This window comes from uncultured Microbacterium sp., from assembly GCF_937927635.1.
In the GTDB taxonomy this organism is placed as follows: domain Bacteria; phylum Actinomycetota; class Actinomycetes; order Actinomycetales; family Microbacteriaceae; genus Microbacterium.
This window is the reverse complement of the sequence record NZ_CALBRW010000012.1, coordinates 50108-66861: the sequence shown is the minus strand read 5'-3', so window position 1 is coordinate 66861 and position 16754 is coordinate 50108. Positions and strand designations below refer to the sequence as shown.

Sequence of the window (16754 nt, the reverse complement as noted above, 5' to 3'; positions counted from 1 at the left end):
CGGACCCACCCCAGCGGGTCCGGCTGCAGACGAGTAACTCCCCAGTTCCCCGTTTCCCAGTACGCCTCCCCAGCGCGACGGGAACCGAGCCGATCCGTCAGACCTCCTCCGACGCTGACTTCATCAGCTCTGCAGTCATGCCGTGAGCTTCGGGTGCTCCCGGCACATACATATTGTGGCGTATCGACTTTCAGATCGCCACATGTAGACCTTCGTCTATACGCAAGATCGCCTTAAGACCATCCGCACCATCACTGCGCGGCCGGAAACATCCCCGTGCAGGATGCGTCGATCGTCACCGGAGTGTCGGTCACGGTGGGCGAATAGCGGACCGAGAGGGGCTGCTTCGCATCGTCCGGGACGGTCGAGGTGAACGACACCGTGCGGGTCTCGCCCTTCTTCACCTCGATGAACAGGCTCTTCGCCTGACGGCCGTTGATGGCGCCATCGCGGTCCCAGCCCTTCTTGTCCCCGTTGCCGGGGTCGGTGGCGACCAGCTGCCCACCGGGAAGAGCCATCGAGATCACGTCGAAGGCCATCGTCCTGCGGTCGATGCCGAGCTTGGCGTGCCGCCAGTTGAGCGTCCATCCGTTGAGCTGGGTGCTGGGCACCGAACTCTTGAGCGTGATGCTCGTGGTGACCGTGCGCTTCTCCGCCGAACAGGTGACTGCCATGGATGTGCTCAGGAAATACTCCAGCTTGGAGTACGACGCGTCGTTGATGTAGATGCCCAGCTGCGTGGTCTTGTCGTTGGTCGCAGCGACGGTGCCGTCCAGCCCCAAGTCGGCGGCCATCGCCTGCTCGCTGTCCTTGGCGAACCACAGGTTGATGCGCTGCTCCTTCGCGCTCAGCTGCAGCTGCTCGAACATGTTCATCGGGTCCCAGCCACCACCCATGATGTGCTTAAACACTGCCGCGGACACCTTGGCGAAGTAGGCATCGGAGGCCGCGCCGTCGGCGCCGAAGCGCTGGTACGTGTCGAAGAGCAGAAGCTGCACGGCGTTGTCGGCCGTGATCTGCTGCTTCTCGCCAGGGATCTGCATGGGTCCGGCGACCTTGAGCATGTGCGAGAGCACCACCGGATCGAGCGAGATCACGCCGTCGAGGCGCCCGCCGGTCGAGTCCGCCCACAGCCCGTCGAACATTTTGGCAGTGTCGGGGAAGTTCGGCAGGCGGGTGTAGTTCTGCGTGTACTTCGCCGTGTCCGACTCGAACAGCTTGCGCGTCTCGTCGGGCTCGATCTTCTGCTGGTGCGCATTGGTGCGCCCCGCGAGGAAGTAGCGCAGCACGTCGCGGTCCTCGCGCATCGCGATGTGCCCGTCCTTGACCGTCAGGATCGCGCCGGCACCGGGATTGCCACCGGTCGCACGGCTCTCGGCGTTGTTCTGGAACAGCAGCGCATAGGTGCGCTCGCCGCCGTCGCCCATCACCGCGAGGATGTCGGGAAGGTACTTCTCGACGGTCTCGATCGCCGGCGTGGCCTGGTCAACGATGTCGACCAGCTGCCCGATGTTCTGATCCACGAACGGCAGGATCGCCTTGCGGTCGATCTTGTCGACGTGCGTCTTGGCCTCGTCGAACGCCGCCTTGATCTGCGGCAACTTGGGCTGGATGTCGCGGAACGGCTGCAGATTGATCCCGCCGCCCTCGACCTTGAGGTTCTTCACGTCGATGGTGGCGAGAAGGTCGAGCGCCACCGGCATGGCGTCCCGCACCAGCACGTGCGTGGCCTTGGTGGTCTCGCTGACAGCGGCGACGTTCTGACCGACGAACGGGACTCCTGCAGCGAACTGCCACAGCGGGTTGCTGACGATGCCGTCCGCCTCGGAGGTGAGCTTGAGAACATCGGATGCCGTCTGTTTGACGCCCGCAGTGTCGCCCGCCTTCACCATCGGGACCACCTGCGAGATCTTCCCCTTGGCCTGGGTCAGGTCATCCCGCACCTGCATCGCCTGCAGAAGGAACACGCCGCCGATGCCCGCCAGGATCAGCAGCACCACCAGGATCGAGAAGACGATCCACGGCCAGCGGCGGCGCTTCTTCTTGGGGGCATCTCCGTCCACGTCGCCACCGTCTCCATCCCCGCCGTCTGATCCGCCGTCTGCAGATGCACGACCACCGTGCAGCTGCTCGTAGTCCCGTTGCAGCCGTGCCATCGCATCATCCTCGACGGCAGCATCGTCGTCGTGGAGCGCCGCGAAGACGTCCAGGCCCGACGGCTCATCGCTCACGACTGCGAACGGCTCGGCGTCGCCACCGGCTGTGCTCACAGGGGTCGTCGCCATCTCTGCTGCCGCCGCGGCGGCCTCGCGCGCGCGGCGTGCCTCACTGCGCGTGAGCGGGGGTGTCGAATCGCTGATGAGTGCTCCTTGGAATCACCGGGATCCTACCGATCCCCGCTGAATGACTGCCTGTCAGTGCGCGCTGGCGCCGGGTGCGGCGACGGCCTTGATGGTGCGGAACAGGATCACGATGTCCTGCATGAACGACCAGTTCTCCACGTAGTACAGGTCGAGGCGGATGGTGTCCTCCCACGACAGCGTGGAGCGTCCGCTCACCTGCCAGAGGCCGCTCATTCCGGGTTTCACCATCAGCCGGCGGTACGCGGCGTCGTCGTACAGGGCGACCTCGGCGTCGCGCTGCGGACGCGGCCCGACCAGGCTCATCTGCCCGAGCAGTACGTTGAACAGCTGTGGCAGCTCATCCAGGGAGTACTTGCGGATGAAGCGTCCCACCCGCGTGATGCGGGGGTCGTTGTCGACCTTGAACAGGGGCTGATCGCTGCGCCCCTGCTCCTCGAGCAGCGCGGCGAGTTGGGCATCGGCGTCCGTCACCATCGAGCGGAACTTGAGCATGCCGAAGTGGGTGCTGTTGCGGCCGACTCTCACCTGCTTGTAGAAGACGGGCCCGGGGCTGGACGCCTTGACGGCGATCGCCGTGCCGATCAGCACCGGTGAGAGCAGAAGGATGAGCAGGCCCGAGCCGATGATGTCGAAGCTGCGCTTCAGGAAGCGTCGCGCACCATCAAGCCGAGGGTAGTCGACATGCACCAGTGGGAGTCCCGCCATCGGACGGGAGTGGATGCGGGGGCCGGCCACGTCGGTCAGCGAGGGCGCCACGATCCAGTCGACGTCCTGGCTGGCCATGTTCCAGCCGATGCGACGCATCACCTTCGGCGAGATGTCGTCGGCGCCCGAGAGCACGACGAAGTCGACCTGAAGCTGCTCCACGACCCGTTCCAGGTCTCGGAACTTGCCGAGCACCGGTACGCCCTCGACCATGGCTCCCTGGGACTGCTCCGTGAGCAGGCCGAGGATCTTCACGCCGGTGTCATCGGTGCCGTTGAGCGTTCTGATCACGTGCGCCGACTTGCGCAGCTCACCGATGACCAAGGCACGGTGCACGAATCTGTCGGCGCGCTGCTGCTTGCGCAGCCACTGCCGCCACAGCCAGCGGGAGACCACAAGCAGCACCAGGCCAACAGGAAACACGACCAGCAGGATCGTGCGGGCGAGATCCACGCGGAAGAAGAATGCGAAGACGATCAGCAGGGCGAAGGATGACAGAGTGGCGCGGAACACGCGATCATATTCGGTGATGCCCTGGCCGACGACGTGCTCATCTCGGCTGTCAGCCGCGTCCAGCGCGATCATCCAGACAAGCCACGTGATGACGAGTGCAGCCCAGTAAGGAACGAGGGGTCCACCCGGCCAGGCGACCACGTCGAGTTCGGCACCCATGCCCCGCGAGACCACAACATAGATCCACAGCAGGGCGACCAGCACTAGCCCGTCTGTGAGACGAAGTCTCGCCGCGTACCGTCTCGGCCATCGACGTGTCGTCTGCATCCTGCTCCCTCGGCGGTTCCATCCGCCCATTCCACATTCCCCATATTCGTGTGCTCAGCGCCGCCCAACCCTCATACTCGCGCGGCCGCGCACGAAACAACTCCTGTAGTGTACCTGGGCCTCCAGCAACCTCTCAGGCGCACGCTCCGCCGGAGCGCACCACGCCCTAGAATCGAGGGAGTAAAGAGCCGCTGCATGCGGCGAACATCACACAGCCTGGAGTCACGCAAATGTCAGCGTTGATGCTCGTCGCGACGCACAAGCTCGCCCCGATGCCCGCGGATGCGCTCTACCTGCCTGTACACGTCGGGCACGCACGCAGCGATCAGGACCTCGGGTATCAGCCCGATGACAGCGGCGAGAACATCTCGATGCTGAATCCGTCGTTCTGCGAGTTGACGGCCCTGTACTGGGCGTGGAAGAACGTGCCCGACGCCGACCTCGGGCTGAGCCACTATCGCAGATACTTCGCCGGACATGCCCATGGGCCTCGAGGCTCGAAGATTCTCGGTGGCGACGAGGCCGCTGAACTTCTCGCTTCCCATGACCTCGTGCTCGGGCATCCCCGCAACTATCTGATCGAGACCGTCGAGAACCACTACCGCAACGGTCACCACGGCTCTGACCTCGAGGTGCTCCGCCGGGTGGTCGGCGACCACTCCCCCGAGATGCTCGACGCGTACGACGGCGTCTTCGCAGGCACGTCGCTCTCGCTCTACAACATGTTCCTCGGTCGGCGCGACGTCGTCGACGCCTATGCATCGTGGGTCTTCCCGATCCTGAACGACGTCAGCTCCCAGATCGACAACGACTCGCGCACTGTCTATCAGCAGCGCACATTCGGATACCTCGGCGAGCGCCTGCTGAACGTCTGGGCGCGCAGCCAGGCCGACCAGCTGTCTGTCACATACCGAAAGATCGTGAACACCGAAGGCGAACCGAAACTGAAGAAGGCCGTGGGCTTCCTGAAGCGCAAGCTGCGGGGCGGGCCCACGCAGTGATTGGCTCCGCTGGTACCCGTGCCGCCACCCAAGGGACGAGGCTCAGGGCCGTACGCAGAGGGTTATCATCGTCGTCGCAATCCGTGACGCGAGGATTCCGCGGAGATGTGCAGGCGCTCCGCGCTCTCGCCGTCATCGCCGTCATCCTCAACCACCTCTGGCCCGACAAGCTGACTGGTGGATACATCGGCGTTGACGTCTTCTTCGTCATCAGCGGCTATCTGATCACCGCTCACCTGCTCAGAGAGGGCGAACGCGACAACAAGATCGCGCTGGGAAGGTTCTGGGTTCGCCGTATCCGCCGCCTCCTTCCTGCTTCCCTTCTCGTCCTGCTGGTGTGCGGCATCTTCACCGCGATCGTCGTACCGATCACGAGTCGGAGCGACAACTACACCCAGATCGGCGCGGCAGCCGTCTACGTCGTGAACTGGGTCCTAGCTGCGAACTCACTCGACTACTTCGCTCAGGAGGCAGGGCACACCCTCGTGACCCACTTCTGGTCTCTGTCCGTCGAGGAGCAGTTCTACATCATCTGGCCGATTCTCGCCCTCTGCGTCATACTCGCGACGCGCCGCAGCTCTGCGAGACGGCGCAGACTCGCGCTCGGGCTGCTCTTCGGCACCCTTCTGGTTCTCTCGTTCACTTACGCAACCTGGTCAACATCGCACATGGCCGCCGCCGCGTATTTCCAGACCCCGGGGAGAGTCTGGGAATTCGCGGCAGGTGGGTTGCTCTCCTTGCTGCCCACAGCAACCGAACAATGGCGGCAACGCCTGGTCGCGGTGACCTGGGCGTGCTGGGCCATACTGATCGCGTCCACGTTTGTGCTCAACTCCGGTTCCGGAGTTCCCGGTGCCGCCGCTGTCATCCCCGTCGCCGCAACCATGGCGCTGATTGGGATCGGGGAGCCCACGACGCGCGTCTCGCCCAACGTCATCACACGATGGCGGCCCATCCAGTTCATGGGCGACGTCAGCTACTCCGCCTATCTCTGGCACTACCCACTGATCATCGGAGCCTCGTACGCGGGTATCCACCTCACCGCCGCTCTGAAGGTCGTTCTGGTTGCGATCACTGTTGTCGTGTCTTACCTCTCGAAACGCTTTGTCGAAGATCCGGTTCGCGCAGGGGCACTTCCGAAAGCCCATCCTCGGATCGTTCTCGGCACCATCGCTGCAGCCATGGCAGTCATCGTGGCCTCGAGTCTCGTCGGTGTGACTGGTATCCAAGAACGCACTGCCAGTGCGAGCGCTGCATTGATGCGGCTCTCGTCGGAGCCGTCCGCCTGTTTTGGCGCCCAGGCGTCCCCGCTGACACAGCCATGCCCAGGGTCCCACACCCTGGAAAATCCTGACTATGCCCTCGTCGATTCAGCATTCCGAGCTGCGACATTCATTCCGGACGCCGTATGCTCGAATCTCCCCGGTAAGACGCCACCCATAAGTACGTGCGTCTTTGGAGCCTCGGCCAAAGACGCCACCCATCAGATCGCGGTTGTCGGAGATTCCCACGCGATGATGTGGCTTCCTGCCATCAGACAGATTCCCGGCGCACGCACGACGACGTTCGTGCGGCCGGGTTGCCCGCCCACCGCCGACATCGGTGTGTTGGGGCACGAACAGCCTGATATTCAAGGCTGCGCTGAATGGCGCCTTGCCATGATTGCCACCGTCGCAGCCGACCCCGACATCGATACAGTGGTGGTCGCAGCGCGCGAGTCGCTGTACCTCACCGCGTCGGGCACCCATGCGTCCCCTGACGGATACGCGCAAGTATGGCGCAAGTGGGCTGCGGCAGGAAAGCGCGTGATCGTCCTCGCCGACGTCCCAGAGTTCCAGGCTTCACTGGATCGGTGTTTGACCATCGACGAGTCTTCGCCGAGTTGCACGCAAGCAAGACCCATCGCGGCCGATTCGACCCTTGGCCGCAGTGTAGCCATGGCCGACGACCCGGCGATCACACTCGTCGATGAGAACAGCCTCGTGTGCGGCGACCGTTGTCACCTCATCGTCGGTGGCATCCCCGCATATGCCGACTCCAACCACCTAAGCGGCTACTTCACCCGCTCGATCGGGGACGGGTTCCTAGCAGCGGCACTGAGCGAACAAGCCTCACGCTGAGACCACAGCGGGTGTATCGGCCCTTTCGTGAGCCAGACACCCGCCATTCGTAGGCCGCCTACCGCGATGCGTAGAACTCCTGGACAGCATCGATCACGCGCTGCTGGTCCTCCTGCGTCAGATGAGTGGAGCTGGGAAGAGACACACCGCGTTCGAACAGTTGGCGGCCATTGTCTCCACCGATCCGCACCGCATTCGGATATGCCGGCTGCATGTGCAGCGGACGCCACAGGGACCGCGCGCCGATGGAGCGGCCGGCCATGAACGCCAGCAGCGCGTCACGCTCGGCGGCGTCTGCTGTCAGGATCGAATACAGCCAGTAGGTGGAGTCCATGCCTTCGACCCGCGGCGGAAGCACCACGGGCAGCGCCGCGAAGGCAGCGTCGTATGCAGCCGCGTGCCGGTGCTTCGCAGCGACGAAGTCATCAAGTCTCGAAAGCTGAGCGTTGCCGAGCGCTGCTGAGAGGTTCGTGAGGCGATAGTTGTAGCCGACCTCATCATGCAGGTACCCCACGTCCGGGACCTTGGCCTGTGTCGTGAGATGGCGAGCACGCTTCGCGAGCGCTTCATCATCCGTCACGATCATTCCGCCACCGCCGGTCGTCGCGATCTTGTTCCCGTTGAACGAGAACGCGCCGACGGCGCCGACCGTGCCTGTGTGCCTGCCAGCGAGGGGACCCTCGGACCACCGCGCGCCGAGGCTCTCTGCTGCGTCTTCCACAACCGGTACGCCGTACTTCGCGCACGCTTCGAGAATTGGAGCAGCATCTGCCGGTTGGCCGAGAACGTGAACGATCTCCACAGCCGCAGGCTGCTTCTCACCTGCGGCTTCCCGGCGCTCCAGCTCCGCGACGACCAGACTCGCGTCGATATTCCACGTGGTGAGCTCAGAATCGACGAACACGGGTCGAGCGTGCAGGTACGCAATCGGGTTGCCGGAGCCGGCGAAGGTGAAGTCGGCACACAGCACATCATCGCCCGGTGCGACACCGACGATCTGAAGCGCCACATGCAGTGCCGCGGTTCCGCTCGAACAGGCGACCGCGTACTTCGAACCGACGATCTCGGCGAAACTGGCCTCGAACGCAGTCACCGCGGCACCGACCGAGGAAACGAAGCCCGAAGCAAGTGCTTCATCCACGTGCTGCGTCTCCACCTCCGAGAGATTCGGCTCCGCGAGGGCGATGAATGTGGGCTCGCTCACTTCTGATACCTTCCCGCCTTCTCGGCGTCATAGCGGCCGTCGAGCCATTCGGCAGTCCGGCGCAGACCCTCCTCGAGTCCTACTGCAGGTTCCCAGCCCAGCAGGCTCTTCGCCTTCGCCGGATCAGACAGGAGGACTTGGACTTCGGAGCCGGCAGGGCGGATGCGCTGTTCATCCGTGACGATCTCCGCTGTCGATCCCGTGACGACCTTGCACATCTCCACGAGGTCGCCGATGGAGACCGTGCGCCCTGTGCCGAGCTGGACCACCGTTCCCGGATCCAGCCTCGCGACTGCTGCACGGGCGAAGCCCTCGGCCGTATCCGTGGCGAAGGTGAAATCGCGCTGAGGACTCAGCGCGCCGAGCTTGACCACATCCGCACCGGCGAGCATCTGCGACATCACGGTCGTGATCACTGCGCGCGCGGACTGCCGCGGGCCGTATGTGTTGAAGGGCCGAAGCACGGTGACCGGGGTCTCGAAGGAAAGCGCGTATGACTCGCACATCTTGTCCGCCGCGATCTTCGAAGCGGAGTAGGGCGACTGCCCCTTCAGCGTGTGATCCTCACGGATCGGGACACTGTCAGGCGTACCGTACACCTCAGAGGTCGACGTGTTGACAAAGCGCTCGACTCCAGCCTTGCGCGCAGCTTCCAGCATGTTTACGGTGCCGACGATGTTCGTCTCCACATACGAGCGCGGTGCCGAATAAGAATAAGGAATCGCGATCAGAGCGCCTAGATGCAGAATGACGTCGGTCCCCTGCGCTTCTGCCGCCATGTGCTCGGCATCGCGCACATCTCCCAGCACTGGACGTGCTTGGTCATCCCGTACAGCTTCAGCGAAGACGGTTGACTCGTCGAGCCATCCGTATGAGCCGAACGAGTTGTACAGGCAGAGCGCCTTCACGTCGGCGCCGTAGCCGATGAGGGTCTCGACGACATGGGAGCCGATGAAACCGTCTGCCCCGGTGACGAAGACTTTCTTTCCCGCAAGCGCAGATGTCAGGTTTTCCGTGGTCATGCCTCTCCCTTCGCCCGCGCCAGGTCAGCGGGCGTTCCTACGTCGATCCATTCCGATGCGATCGGCCAGGCGAAGACGCCCTGCCCCTCGTCCAGACATATCTGCGCGAGCTCCGGCATCGTGCTCGGCTCCCCTTCCGGCAGCTTGCGCACGAGCGCGGCATCGATGCAGTAGACAGCCGCGTTCACTTCCACAGCCAGCTCCGGCTTCTCTGCGATGCCCTGCACACGGCGATCCGTCGCGACTTCGACGACACCGAACGGAACCGTGTGCTGGTACAGCTTCGTGCCCATCGTCATCACAGCTCCCGAAGTCTCGTGCGAGCGCAGCAGAGATCGAGCATCGAAGTCGACCATGATGTCGCTGTTGAGCACGATGATCGGCTCGGAGGCATCCGTGACGAGGTCGTTCGGCAGAAGCGTCAGCGACCCCGCGGTGCCCAGCGGATGACCGACATCCTCGTGCAGATACTGGATCTCACAGCCCAGAGCACTGCCGTCGCCCAAGCGGTCCATGATCTGGTCTGCCATGTGGTTGACGCTGACGAAGATGCGGGTGACGCCGTCGCCCACGAGCCCGAGGATCACCCACTCGATGATCGGGCGCCCGGCGACCGTCATCAGCGGCTTCGGCGTGTTGCGCGTCAGGTCCCCGAGGCGCGTGCCCTTCCCTCCGGCCATGATGACCGCGTAGTTCGGCAGCGAGTGCCCCCCTACGATGTCCGACAGGGTGTGCAGTGCGACGAGCCGACCCTCCGCGTCGACCTCGGGAACTGCACTCACTCGAAGCGATTTCATGAGGTCAAGCACGCCGGCTCTGGAGGTACCCGACGGAACGGTCCGGGGGTGACGCTGCGCGACCGGCAGCGCAATGTCCGAGAGCTCGCCTCCGGCAAGGAGCGCGCGGCGAACATCACCGTCCGTCAGCACAGCGACGAGTCTCGCCTCATCGTCGACGATGCAGCAGATGCCTGTAGCACTGCGATCGATCACTTCCAGAGCATGAAGGATTGTTGAGCCCGGCCCGGTGCAGGCCACTGCGAGAGTGTCTTTCAGCTTCACGTCTAGTCCTGATCCACGAATTCCTTCTGCACGGGAAATGTCCCTACGAGAGATGCGGCCGCCACGATCCGCCGCGCGGAGTCTCCCTCGCCGTATGGGTTGACGACGCCGACGAGCATGCCATCACTACGCGCAAACTCCAACGCGCGTTCGACGGCTGAACGTATCTCCTCCTGAACGTCGCCCGCGTGCACCACACTAGCGGCTCTCAGCCTTCCCGCCTGGCGCGACCCGATATCCACAGCGGGAACCCCGGCGGACGCAGCCTCGATCACACCGGACGACGAGTTGCCCACGACCACATCAACCGCGCGCAGCGTCATCGGGTAGCGAGCACCCAGGCTCGGGATCCGAACGATGCGATCGTCCGACACCGCCATCTCATCAAGCGTCGCGAGAATCCTCTCACGCCCTTCGTCGACACCAGGATCAGTGACGATCACGGTTCCGCACACCGCGAGCGCGGCGCCCAAAGCCGCCCGGGTCCACTCCTCGAGTGGAGCATCACGCGTTGCCGTCGGCGGATGATATGTGAACAGGGCGAGCGGGCGGACCACCTCCCGACCAAGAAGTGCCGAGAGTTCCGCATCCGTTGCAGGCGCGGCGGAGGCGATCCTGTCGAGGCCCGGGGCTCCTGTGACGAAGATGCGATCACGCGGCTCCCCCATCTGAGCGATCCTCGAGGCCGCATCGGCGGAGGCGGCGCAGTGGATGTCGGCGAGCTTGGTCACCGCGTGCCGAACCCGCTCGTCGATGGCGCCCTCCGTCACCTCTCCGCCGTGAATGTGAACAATCTTGATTCCGGCCAAGAACGCCGCAGGGACGACGGAGAGAAGTTCCCACCGATCACCGAGCACGACGCAGACATCGAAGGCGATATCCGCGAAGAGGTCGCCGAGGCTCTTCATGATGGCCGCGCTCTGCTGCGTCATGGCTGCCGGGGTCAGCTCAACCACCGGCTGAGTCAATGAGTGGATTGTCGTCCCGGGGATATGCTCGGTGCGCGCTGCGAGCGAATCCGCGTCGAACGCCACTCCCGTCAACAGGTGCGTATCATGACCCGCCTCGGCGAAGGCGGCGATGACCGGCTCGAGCGGACCGAGATCCGCTCGAGTGCCGACGAAGATCGCGACGCGCATCACGCACTCAGCGAGATGGCATCGACCGTGATTGCACTGCCGCCGGAGATGCTCGTCGTCACGGTAGCACCGACCAGATCGATGTAGGGGCTCACGCCTGCTTCCGGCCGCAACGCGATCAGGTCATCCGCCGTGATGACGTGCCCGGCGGCGAGCGGCCTGGCGGCGTGCCACGAGCGTCGCACCAGCGTCGCGTTGACTTCTTCCGCCGGCATCCGACGCTTCACACCGTCACCGAGCATCAAGGGAACCGCGCGCAGACCATCGACGTAGTCGGTCAAGGCCGACGGTTCCAGACTCGCCTGGTGATCGGGGCCCTCCATGGTGCGATCCAACGTGAAGTGCTTCTCGAAGAGGCGAGCTCCGAGAGCCGCAGCGACCATGGCCGACTCGATGCCGGGCGTGTGGTCCGACCAGCCGACGGGCCGCCCCAGCAGATTCGCGAGCGCGGGGATGGCCGTGAGATTGCACTGTTCGACGGGCGCAGGGTACGAGGAGACGCAGTGGAAGAAGCCGACGAAGTCGGCGGCGGACGTCGCGTCAGCTGCTCGCAGAACCTCATCCTCGGTTCCCATCCCCGTCGACACAAGCATGTCCACACCCATATCCGCAATCGCACGCAGGAACGGAATATTCGTGAGCTCGCCAGAAGACACCTTCATGGCCCTGACTCCGAGATCGGCCAGGAGATGCGCGCTGTCCAAATCGAACGGCGTCGAGAGGAATCCGATTCCCTGCGATTCAGCATGGTCCTTGAGCTCGCCCCACACCGAAGGCGCCAGCGCCAGCTGCTCCAGCAGGTCGCTCTGAGTGGTCGCGCCGCGTTCCTTCTGATAGGGAGCCGCGGCAGTTCCCTTGGCCACGAGCTTGCTCGGCTCGAAGGTCTGGAACTTCACGAAGTCCGCGCCGGAGGCGACCGCGACATCGATGAGTTGATGCGCCAGCTCGGCGGACCCGTTGTGGTTGACGCCGGCCTCGGCGATGACGATCACATCGTCACCGCCGTTGACTGCCCTTCTCAGATCGACCATGGGTGTCCTCTCCTCTCAACGAAGGCGTCGGGCGGGTACTCCCGCAACCGTCGCCCCGTTCTCAACATTCCTGGTTACCACTGCACCAGAGCCGATGACTGCTCCGGCTCCGACAGTGACCCCCGGAAGCACCGTTGCCCCCGCTCCGACGAAAGCCTCTCGCATGACAGTCACGCCGCCGAGCAGTACGGCTCGTGGGGCGACGTGCACATAGTCCCCGACAGAGCAGTCGTGCTCGATGATCGCGCCGGTGTTCACGATGCACCCCTGACCGACGGTGCTGTTCGGCCCGACGTGAGCATGCTCGAAGACTATTGTCCCGGCTGAGATCCGCGAGACTTCGCCCGTTGCCGTCGAAGCGAGCACCGCGGCCGCAGGAGACAGCAGTTCTGGTTGCAGCCGCGCTCGCGCGGAGTTGGAGCCTATCGCGACGATCGACGGCAATAACTGCAGACGCTCATCCGCCGCGTACACACCCGCCCGGATCACCACGTCCGAATCATCGCCCACAGCGTCGTCGACGAATACCTCCACCCGGGAGCCGAGCCGCCCGATGACATCTGCCACGCTCGCAGCATGGCCGCCTGCGCCTATCAGCACATAAGACGTGCCAGACTGGACGATATCGCGGGCCACGGACCAATCCTAGGTCACCCCATCGACGCCCCGTGGGACGCCACCGCTCGGCGGTGTGGGAAGGGCAGACCGTGCGCGCATACATCACCGGACACGGCTCCATCGCCCGTCGGCACGCCGACAATCTGCTGGCGCTCGCTCCGGACGCGGAGATACTCCTCCAGCACACGGATCGTCCCCTTTCGGGCGCGCTGTCCCGCGCTTCGATTGTCCGCTCCGCTACGGATGCCATCGAGCAGGGCATCGATGCGGCCATCGTCGCGTCCGCTACCGCGGCCCACCCCACAGCGTTGATGCCTCTCGTCCAAGCGGGCGTGCCGATGTACGTCGAGAAGCCAGTCGTGGCCGACCGAGAGAGTCTCGACTTCCTGTCAGCGTCTATTGCCGAGCATGCGTATGACGCTCCGACGATCGTCGGATGCAACCTTCGTTTTCTGCCCTCGCTGCAAGCACTGCGGTCGGACCTCATCAGTGGTCGCATAGGCCGGGTCGTGCGAGGACTCTTCGAAGCCGGACAATGGTTGCCTGATTGGCGACCGGATCGCGATTATCGCACCGGCTACAGTGCCCACGCCGACCAGGGCGGCGGAGTGATCCTCGACCTCGTGCACGAGATCGATGCGGCCCGCTGGCTGCTCGGTGAATTCCAAACGGTGACGTCGGACTTCGGTCACCGTTCGTCTCTCGACCTGCACTCCGAGGACACCGCAGGCATCCTCATGTCCCGCCCTTCCGGTCCCCTTGCGATCATCAGCCTCGACTACGTCTCCCGTCGCCCTGTGCGCCGATACAGCATCGTGGGCGAGGAGGGGACCCTGGTATGGAGCCTTCAGGAGAAATCACTCGCGCTGCACTCCCCAGCGGGCGTGGAGCATATCGACCTGCCTGACGGCTCGTACGACGTATCGTCGACCTATGTGGTCGCGATGAGCGAATTCCTCAAGGCGGTACACGACCACAAGCAGACATCCCAACCATTGAGCGAAGGAATCCGCTCGATGGATCTGGCGCTTCGCAGCAAGGGGCTTTGACAATGAGTACTATCGCAACGATCTGCGCCCGCGGCGGATCCAAGGGCGTACCGGGAAAGAACTTCCGCCCAATGCTCGGGCGCCCACTTATCTCCTACACGATCGAGCAGGCGCTCAGCGCACCGTCGATCGACGAGGTCTTCGTATCGACGGATTCCGAGGACATCGCGACAGCCGCGACCCAGGCCGGCGCGAAGTTCCTGGGGTTCCGCCCCAGCGAGCTCTCCGGCGACTCCGTGCCGAAGGTCCCCGTGATCGAGCAGCTCGTCGAGTCGGTCGAAGCCTCCGGAATCTCCGTCGACCGAGTCATCGACATCGACGCCACCTCGCCATTGAGGACAGTGGACGACATCGAGAGCGCCATCGCGCTTCTCGACCGTCAGACTGACGTCGTGATCACGGGTTACCTGGCCGACAAGAACCCCTACTTCAACATGGTCGAAGACAAAGGCAACGGGCTATACGGGCTGGTGAAGCCTCCCGCGAGCGCGGTGGTGGGACGTCAGTCCGCACCTCAGGTGTATTCGATGAATGCGTCGATCTACTGCTGGTGGAGATCCACGCTCTCGCTGGGGCTCTGGTCGGGACGAGTTCGACTGCACGAGATGCCCCGCGAGCGTTCGATCGATATCGACGACGAGCTCGACTGGAAGCTCGTCGAGATGATCATGCGCGCGAACGCGGACAAGAATGGAGAACGAGCATGACCGAGACATCCGTCGTAGTCCTCACCGGGGGTGCAGGCATCCTCGGCTCAGTGATGTCTGAGCGTCTTGTGGAGGAGGGCCACCCTCTGGCCGTCGTCGATCGCGGTCAGGCACTTCTGGACACCTTGATGGAGCGGCTGGGTCACCCCTCGAACGTGCGCGGATACGTCGCCGATGTGACTGATCGCGCGCGGATGGAAGAGATCAGGCTCGACGTCGAGAAGGAACTCGGAACGGTCGAGGTGCTTATCAATGCCGCGGCGGGGAAGACGGACAACTTCTTCGACCCATTCGAGGCGTTCCCACTCGACGACTGGAACGAAGTCATGCGGCTGAACGTCACCAGTGCGATGACCTGCGCACAGGTCTTCGGCAAGCCGATGGCCGACCGGGGCGCCGGCACGATCATCAACATCCTGTCGATCTACGGCATCGTCGCCCCCGACCAGCGGATCTACGAAGGCTCTGAGTACCTCGGCCGCCCGATCAACACTCCGGCGATCTACAGCGCATCGAAGGCAGCCCTCTGGGGCCTCACGAAGTACCTGTCCGCCTATTGGGGTGCGAACGGCGTCCGCGTCAACGCTGTCACCCCGGGAGGTGTCTTCAGCGGGCAGAACGACACATTCGTCGAACGCTACTCCGCCCGCGTGCCGATGGGCCGAATGGCTCAGCCGAACGAGATCGCTGATGCAGTCGCATTCCTGGCGTCGTCGCACGCGACGTACATTTCGGGCCAGAACATCATGGTCGACGGTGGCCTGAGCGTCTGGTGAACCGCCTCACCCAGCCTCGACAACCGCCTTCTCCGCGCCCATCACAGCTGCGGGGAAGGCGGTTTCGTCGATAGGCGACAGCACCTCCACGGCCAAGGACTGCGTCACGGCATAGTCACCCGCCACAAGATCATCCGCAGTCGCAGGTTGGATCGCCAGCTTCTCGTAGACATGGAAGTAGGCCTTCGTGGCCTTCTCATCCGCGTAGAACACGACTCCGTGGCCCAGGAAGATCGCCTCGAATGCGAGCGTGGAGAGGGGCGCGATCAGAACGTCATCGTCGCTGAGGCCCGCCAGAAAATCAGACGGCAGCGTCCTATCGATGTAAGTCCCGGCGAAAGCCGGGTCTGCCTCATAGTCGTGGTGGTCGCGTGGGTGCACGCGCAGCGCGAACCGCTGTGAGCCATGCCACTCCGACGCAAGCCGACGCGTGAGTGCAAGTTGCGCCTCGTGCTCCTCGAGCATCCCATGTGCCTCCCACGCGCCCGTGATGAAGTACGCGCGAGGCGACCTCTCAGGCGAGGGTGCGTCGTGCTGCGCTCCTTCCAACCAGACGGGGCCGGAAACGTATACGGCGTCAGCCGGAATGCCCCGTCCGACGAGAAATTGCCTGTTGACCTCTCCGACCGTGACCACAGCGTCAGCGGAATATGTGGCGACGACACGAGAGGGAATCAGCTTCCGAAACGCCCCGAAACGAAGTTTGTCCGAGATTCCCACAGAGACCGCGGGGTCGAAAGCGACGCCCCGGATGTAGGCGACGTGGGGAATCTTGAGAATTCCGCTTACAACTCGGTGTTTCATCATGCTGAACCCTGAGATCAGCAATTCCGAGCGAAAGCGAGCCAGCCTCCAGAAGAATGACAATAAACCCGCGAGCTTCCCCACCACGTTGATCCCCACCCGATGGCTGTACGGGAACACCCGGACAGGGATGCCGTTCACCTGATCGGGGATCGACATCCCCGCCAGGACCATCGCCGGGGCATCGATCCGCAACTGAGACCACCGGCGTTCCGATCGGGCGATCATCAACAGAATCTCAGAGATCTCCTCCCGAATCTCGGCGCTGACCCACACCGCCCCCGCGGAAACCGAGCTCTGACCGCGTTGGTCGTACATCCCATCCATACTCAAACCCTACTTGGCGGCGTGATCCGTCGCCTCCGCATCACTGA

14 protein-coding genes are annotated in these 16754 nt (G+C 63.9%); 5 read left to right on the top strand and 9 right to left on the bottom strand.

The window, feature by feature from the left end; genetic code table 11:
* Window positions 1–251 precede the first annotated feature (251 nt).
* Together Q0568_RS03525 and Q0568_RS03520 are read right to left on the bottom strand one after the other, a co-directional pair.
* Complete coding sequence (locus Q0568_RS03525; RefSeq protein WP_298862322.1) at window positions 252–2270, bottom strand: DUF4012 domain-containing protein; 2019 nt, start codon at window positions 2268–2270, stop codon at window positions 252–254.
* A gap of 144 nt (window positions 2271–2414) precedes the next feature.
* Complete coding sequence (locus Q0568_RS03520; protein WP_298862319.1) at window positions 2415–3785, bottom strand: sugar transferase; 1371 nt, start codon at window positions 3783–3785, stop codon at window positions 2415–2417.
* A 293-nt stretch (window positions 3786–4078) separates the two neighbouring features.
* Between Q0568_RS03520 and Q0568_RS03515 the strand changes: the two genes are divergently transcribed.
* Together Q0568_RS03515 and Q0568_RS03510 are read left to right on the top strand one after the other, a co-directional pair.
* On the top strand, window positions 4079–4849 hold the full coding sequence (locus tag Q0568_RS03515) for a DUF4422 domain-containing protein (RefSeq protein WP_298862316.1): 771 nt from the start codon (window positions 4079–4081) through the stop codon (window positions 4847–4849).
* Between the two features lie 107 nt (window positions 4850–4956).
* Window positions 4957–6969: an acyltransferase family protein gene (locus tag Q0568_RS03510; RefSeq protein ID WP_298862313.1), complete on the top strand. Its 2013-nt coding sequence runs from the start codon at window positions 4957–4959 to the stop codon at window positions 6967–6969.
* Window positions 6970–7027: 58 nt separating this feature from the next.
* On the opposite strand, the gene Q0568_RS03505 is transcribed toward Q0568_RS03510, so the two are convergent.
* From Q0568_RS03505 to Q0568_RS03480, 6 genes are all read right to left on the bottom strand, one after another.
* A complete protein-coding gene (locus tag Q0568_RS03505; protein ID WP_298862310.1) occupies window positions 7028–8173 on the bottom strand; it encodes a DegT/DnrJ/EryC1/StrS family aminotransferase in 1146 nt (381 codons plus the stop codon).
* Window positions 8170–9195: a GDP-mannose 4,6-dehydratase gene (locus tag Q0568_RS03500; RefSeq protein WP_298862308.1), complete on the bottom strand. Its 1026-nt coding sequence runs from the start codon at window positions 9193–9195 to the stop codon at window positions 8170–8172. The genes Q0568_RS03505 and Q0568_RS03500 overlap by 4 nt, the downstream gene beginning before the upstream one ends.
* Window positions 9192–9977, bottom strand: coding sequence for a sugar phosphate nucleotidyltransferase (locus tag Q0568_RS03495; RefSeq protein ID WP_298862482.1), 786 nt, complete (start codon window positions 9975–9977; stop codon window positions 9192–9194). Before Q0568_RS03495 ends, Q0568_RS03500 begins: the two co-directional genes overlap by 4 nt.
* Window positions 9978–10258: 281 nt before the next feature.
* The gene (gene neuC, locus Q0568_RS03490) at window positions 10259–11395 is read right to left on the bottom strand and encodes a UDP-N-acetylglucosamine 2-epimerase (protein WP_298862305.1); all 1137 of its coding nucleotides are present in this window, start codon (window positions 11393–11395) and stop codon (window positions 10259–10261) included.
* A complete protein-coding gene (locus Q0568_RS03485) occupies window positions 11395–12426 on the bottom strand; it encodes an N-acetylneuraminate synthase family protein (RefSeq protein ID WP_298862302.1) in 1032 nt (343 codons plus the stop codon). Before Q0568_RS03485 ends, neuC begins: the two co-directional genes overlap by 1 nt.
* Before the next feature lie 15 nt (window positions 12427–12441).
* Window positions 12442–13062, bottom strand: coding sequence for a NeuD/PglB/VioB family sugar acetyltransferase (locus Q0568_RS03480; RefSeq protein WP_298862299.1), 621 nt, complete (start codon window positions 13060–13062; stop codon window positions 12442–12444).
* Window positions 13063–13133: 71 nt separating this feature from the next.
* Here Q0568_RS03480 and Q0568_RS03475 point away from each other — a divergent pair, with 71 nt between their 5' ends.
* Genes Q0568_RS03475 through Q0568_RS03465 form a run of 3 tightly spaced genes read left to right on the top strand, consistent with a single transcriptional unit; the run spans window position 13134 to window position 15576 of the window.
* Entirely contained in the window at window positions 13134–14093 is a 960-nt protein-coding gene (locus Q0568_RS03475) for a Gfo/Idh/MocA family oxidoreductase (protein ID WP_298862295.1), read from the top strand.
* A 2-nt stretch (window positions 14094–14095) separates the two neighbouring features.
* A complete protein-coding gene (locus Q0568_RS03470) occupies window positions 14096–14800 on the top strand; it encodes an acylneuraminate cytidylyltransferase family protein (protein WP_298862292.1) in 705 nt (234 codons plus the stop codon).
* Window positions 14797–15576 carry an SDR family oxidoreductase gene (locus Q0568_RS03465; protein ID WP_298862289.1) on the top strand — a complete coding sequence of 260 codons (780 nt, stop codon included), beginning with the start codon at window positions 14797–14799 and terminating at the stop codon, window positions 15574–15576. The genes Q0568_RS03470 and Q0568_RS03465 overlap by 4 nt, the downstream gene beginning before the upstream one ends.
* A 6-nt stretch (window positions 15577–15582) precedes the next feature.
* Here Q0568_RS03465 and Q0568_RS03460 read toward each other — a convergent pair whose 3' ends face one another.
* On the bottom strand, window positions 15583–16707 hold the full coding sequence (locus Q0568_RS03460; protein WP_298862286.1) for a hypothetical protein: 1125 nt from the start codon (window positions 16705–16707) through the stop codon (window positions 15583–15585).
* Between the last annotated feature and the right edge of the window lie 47 nt (window positions 16708–16754).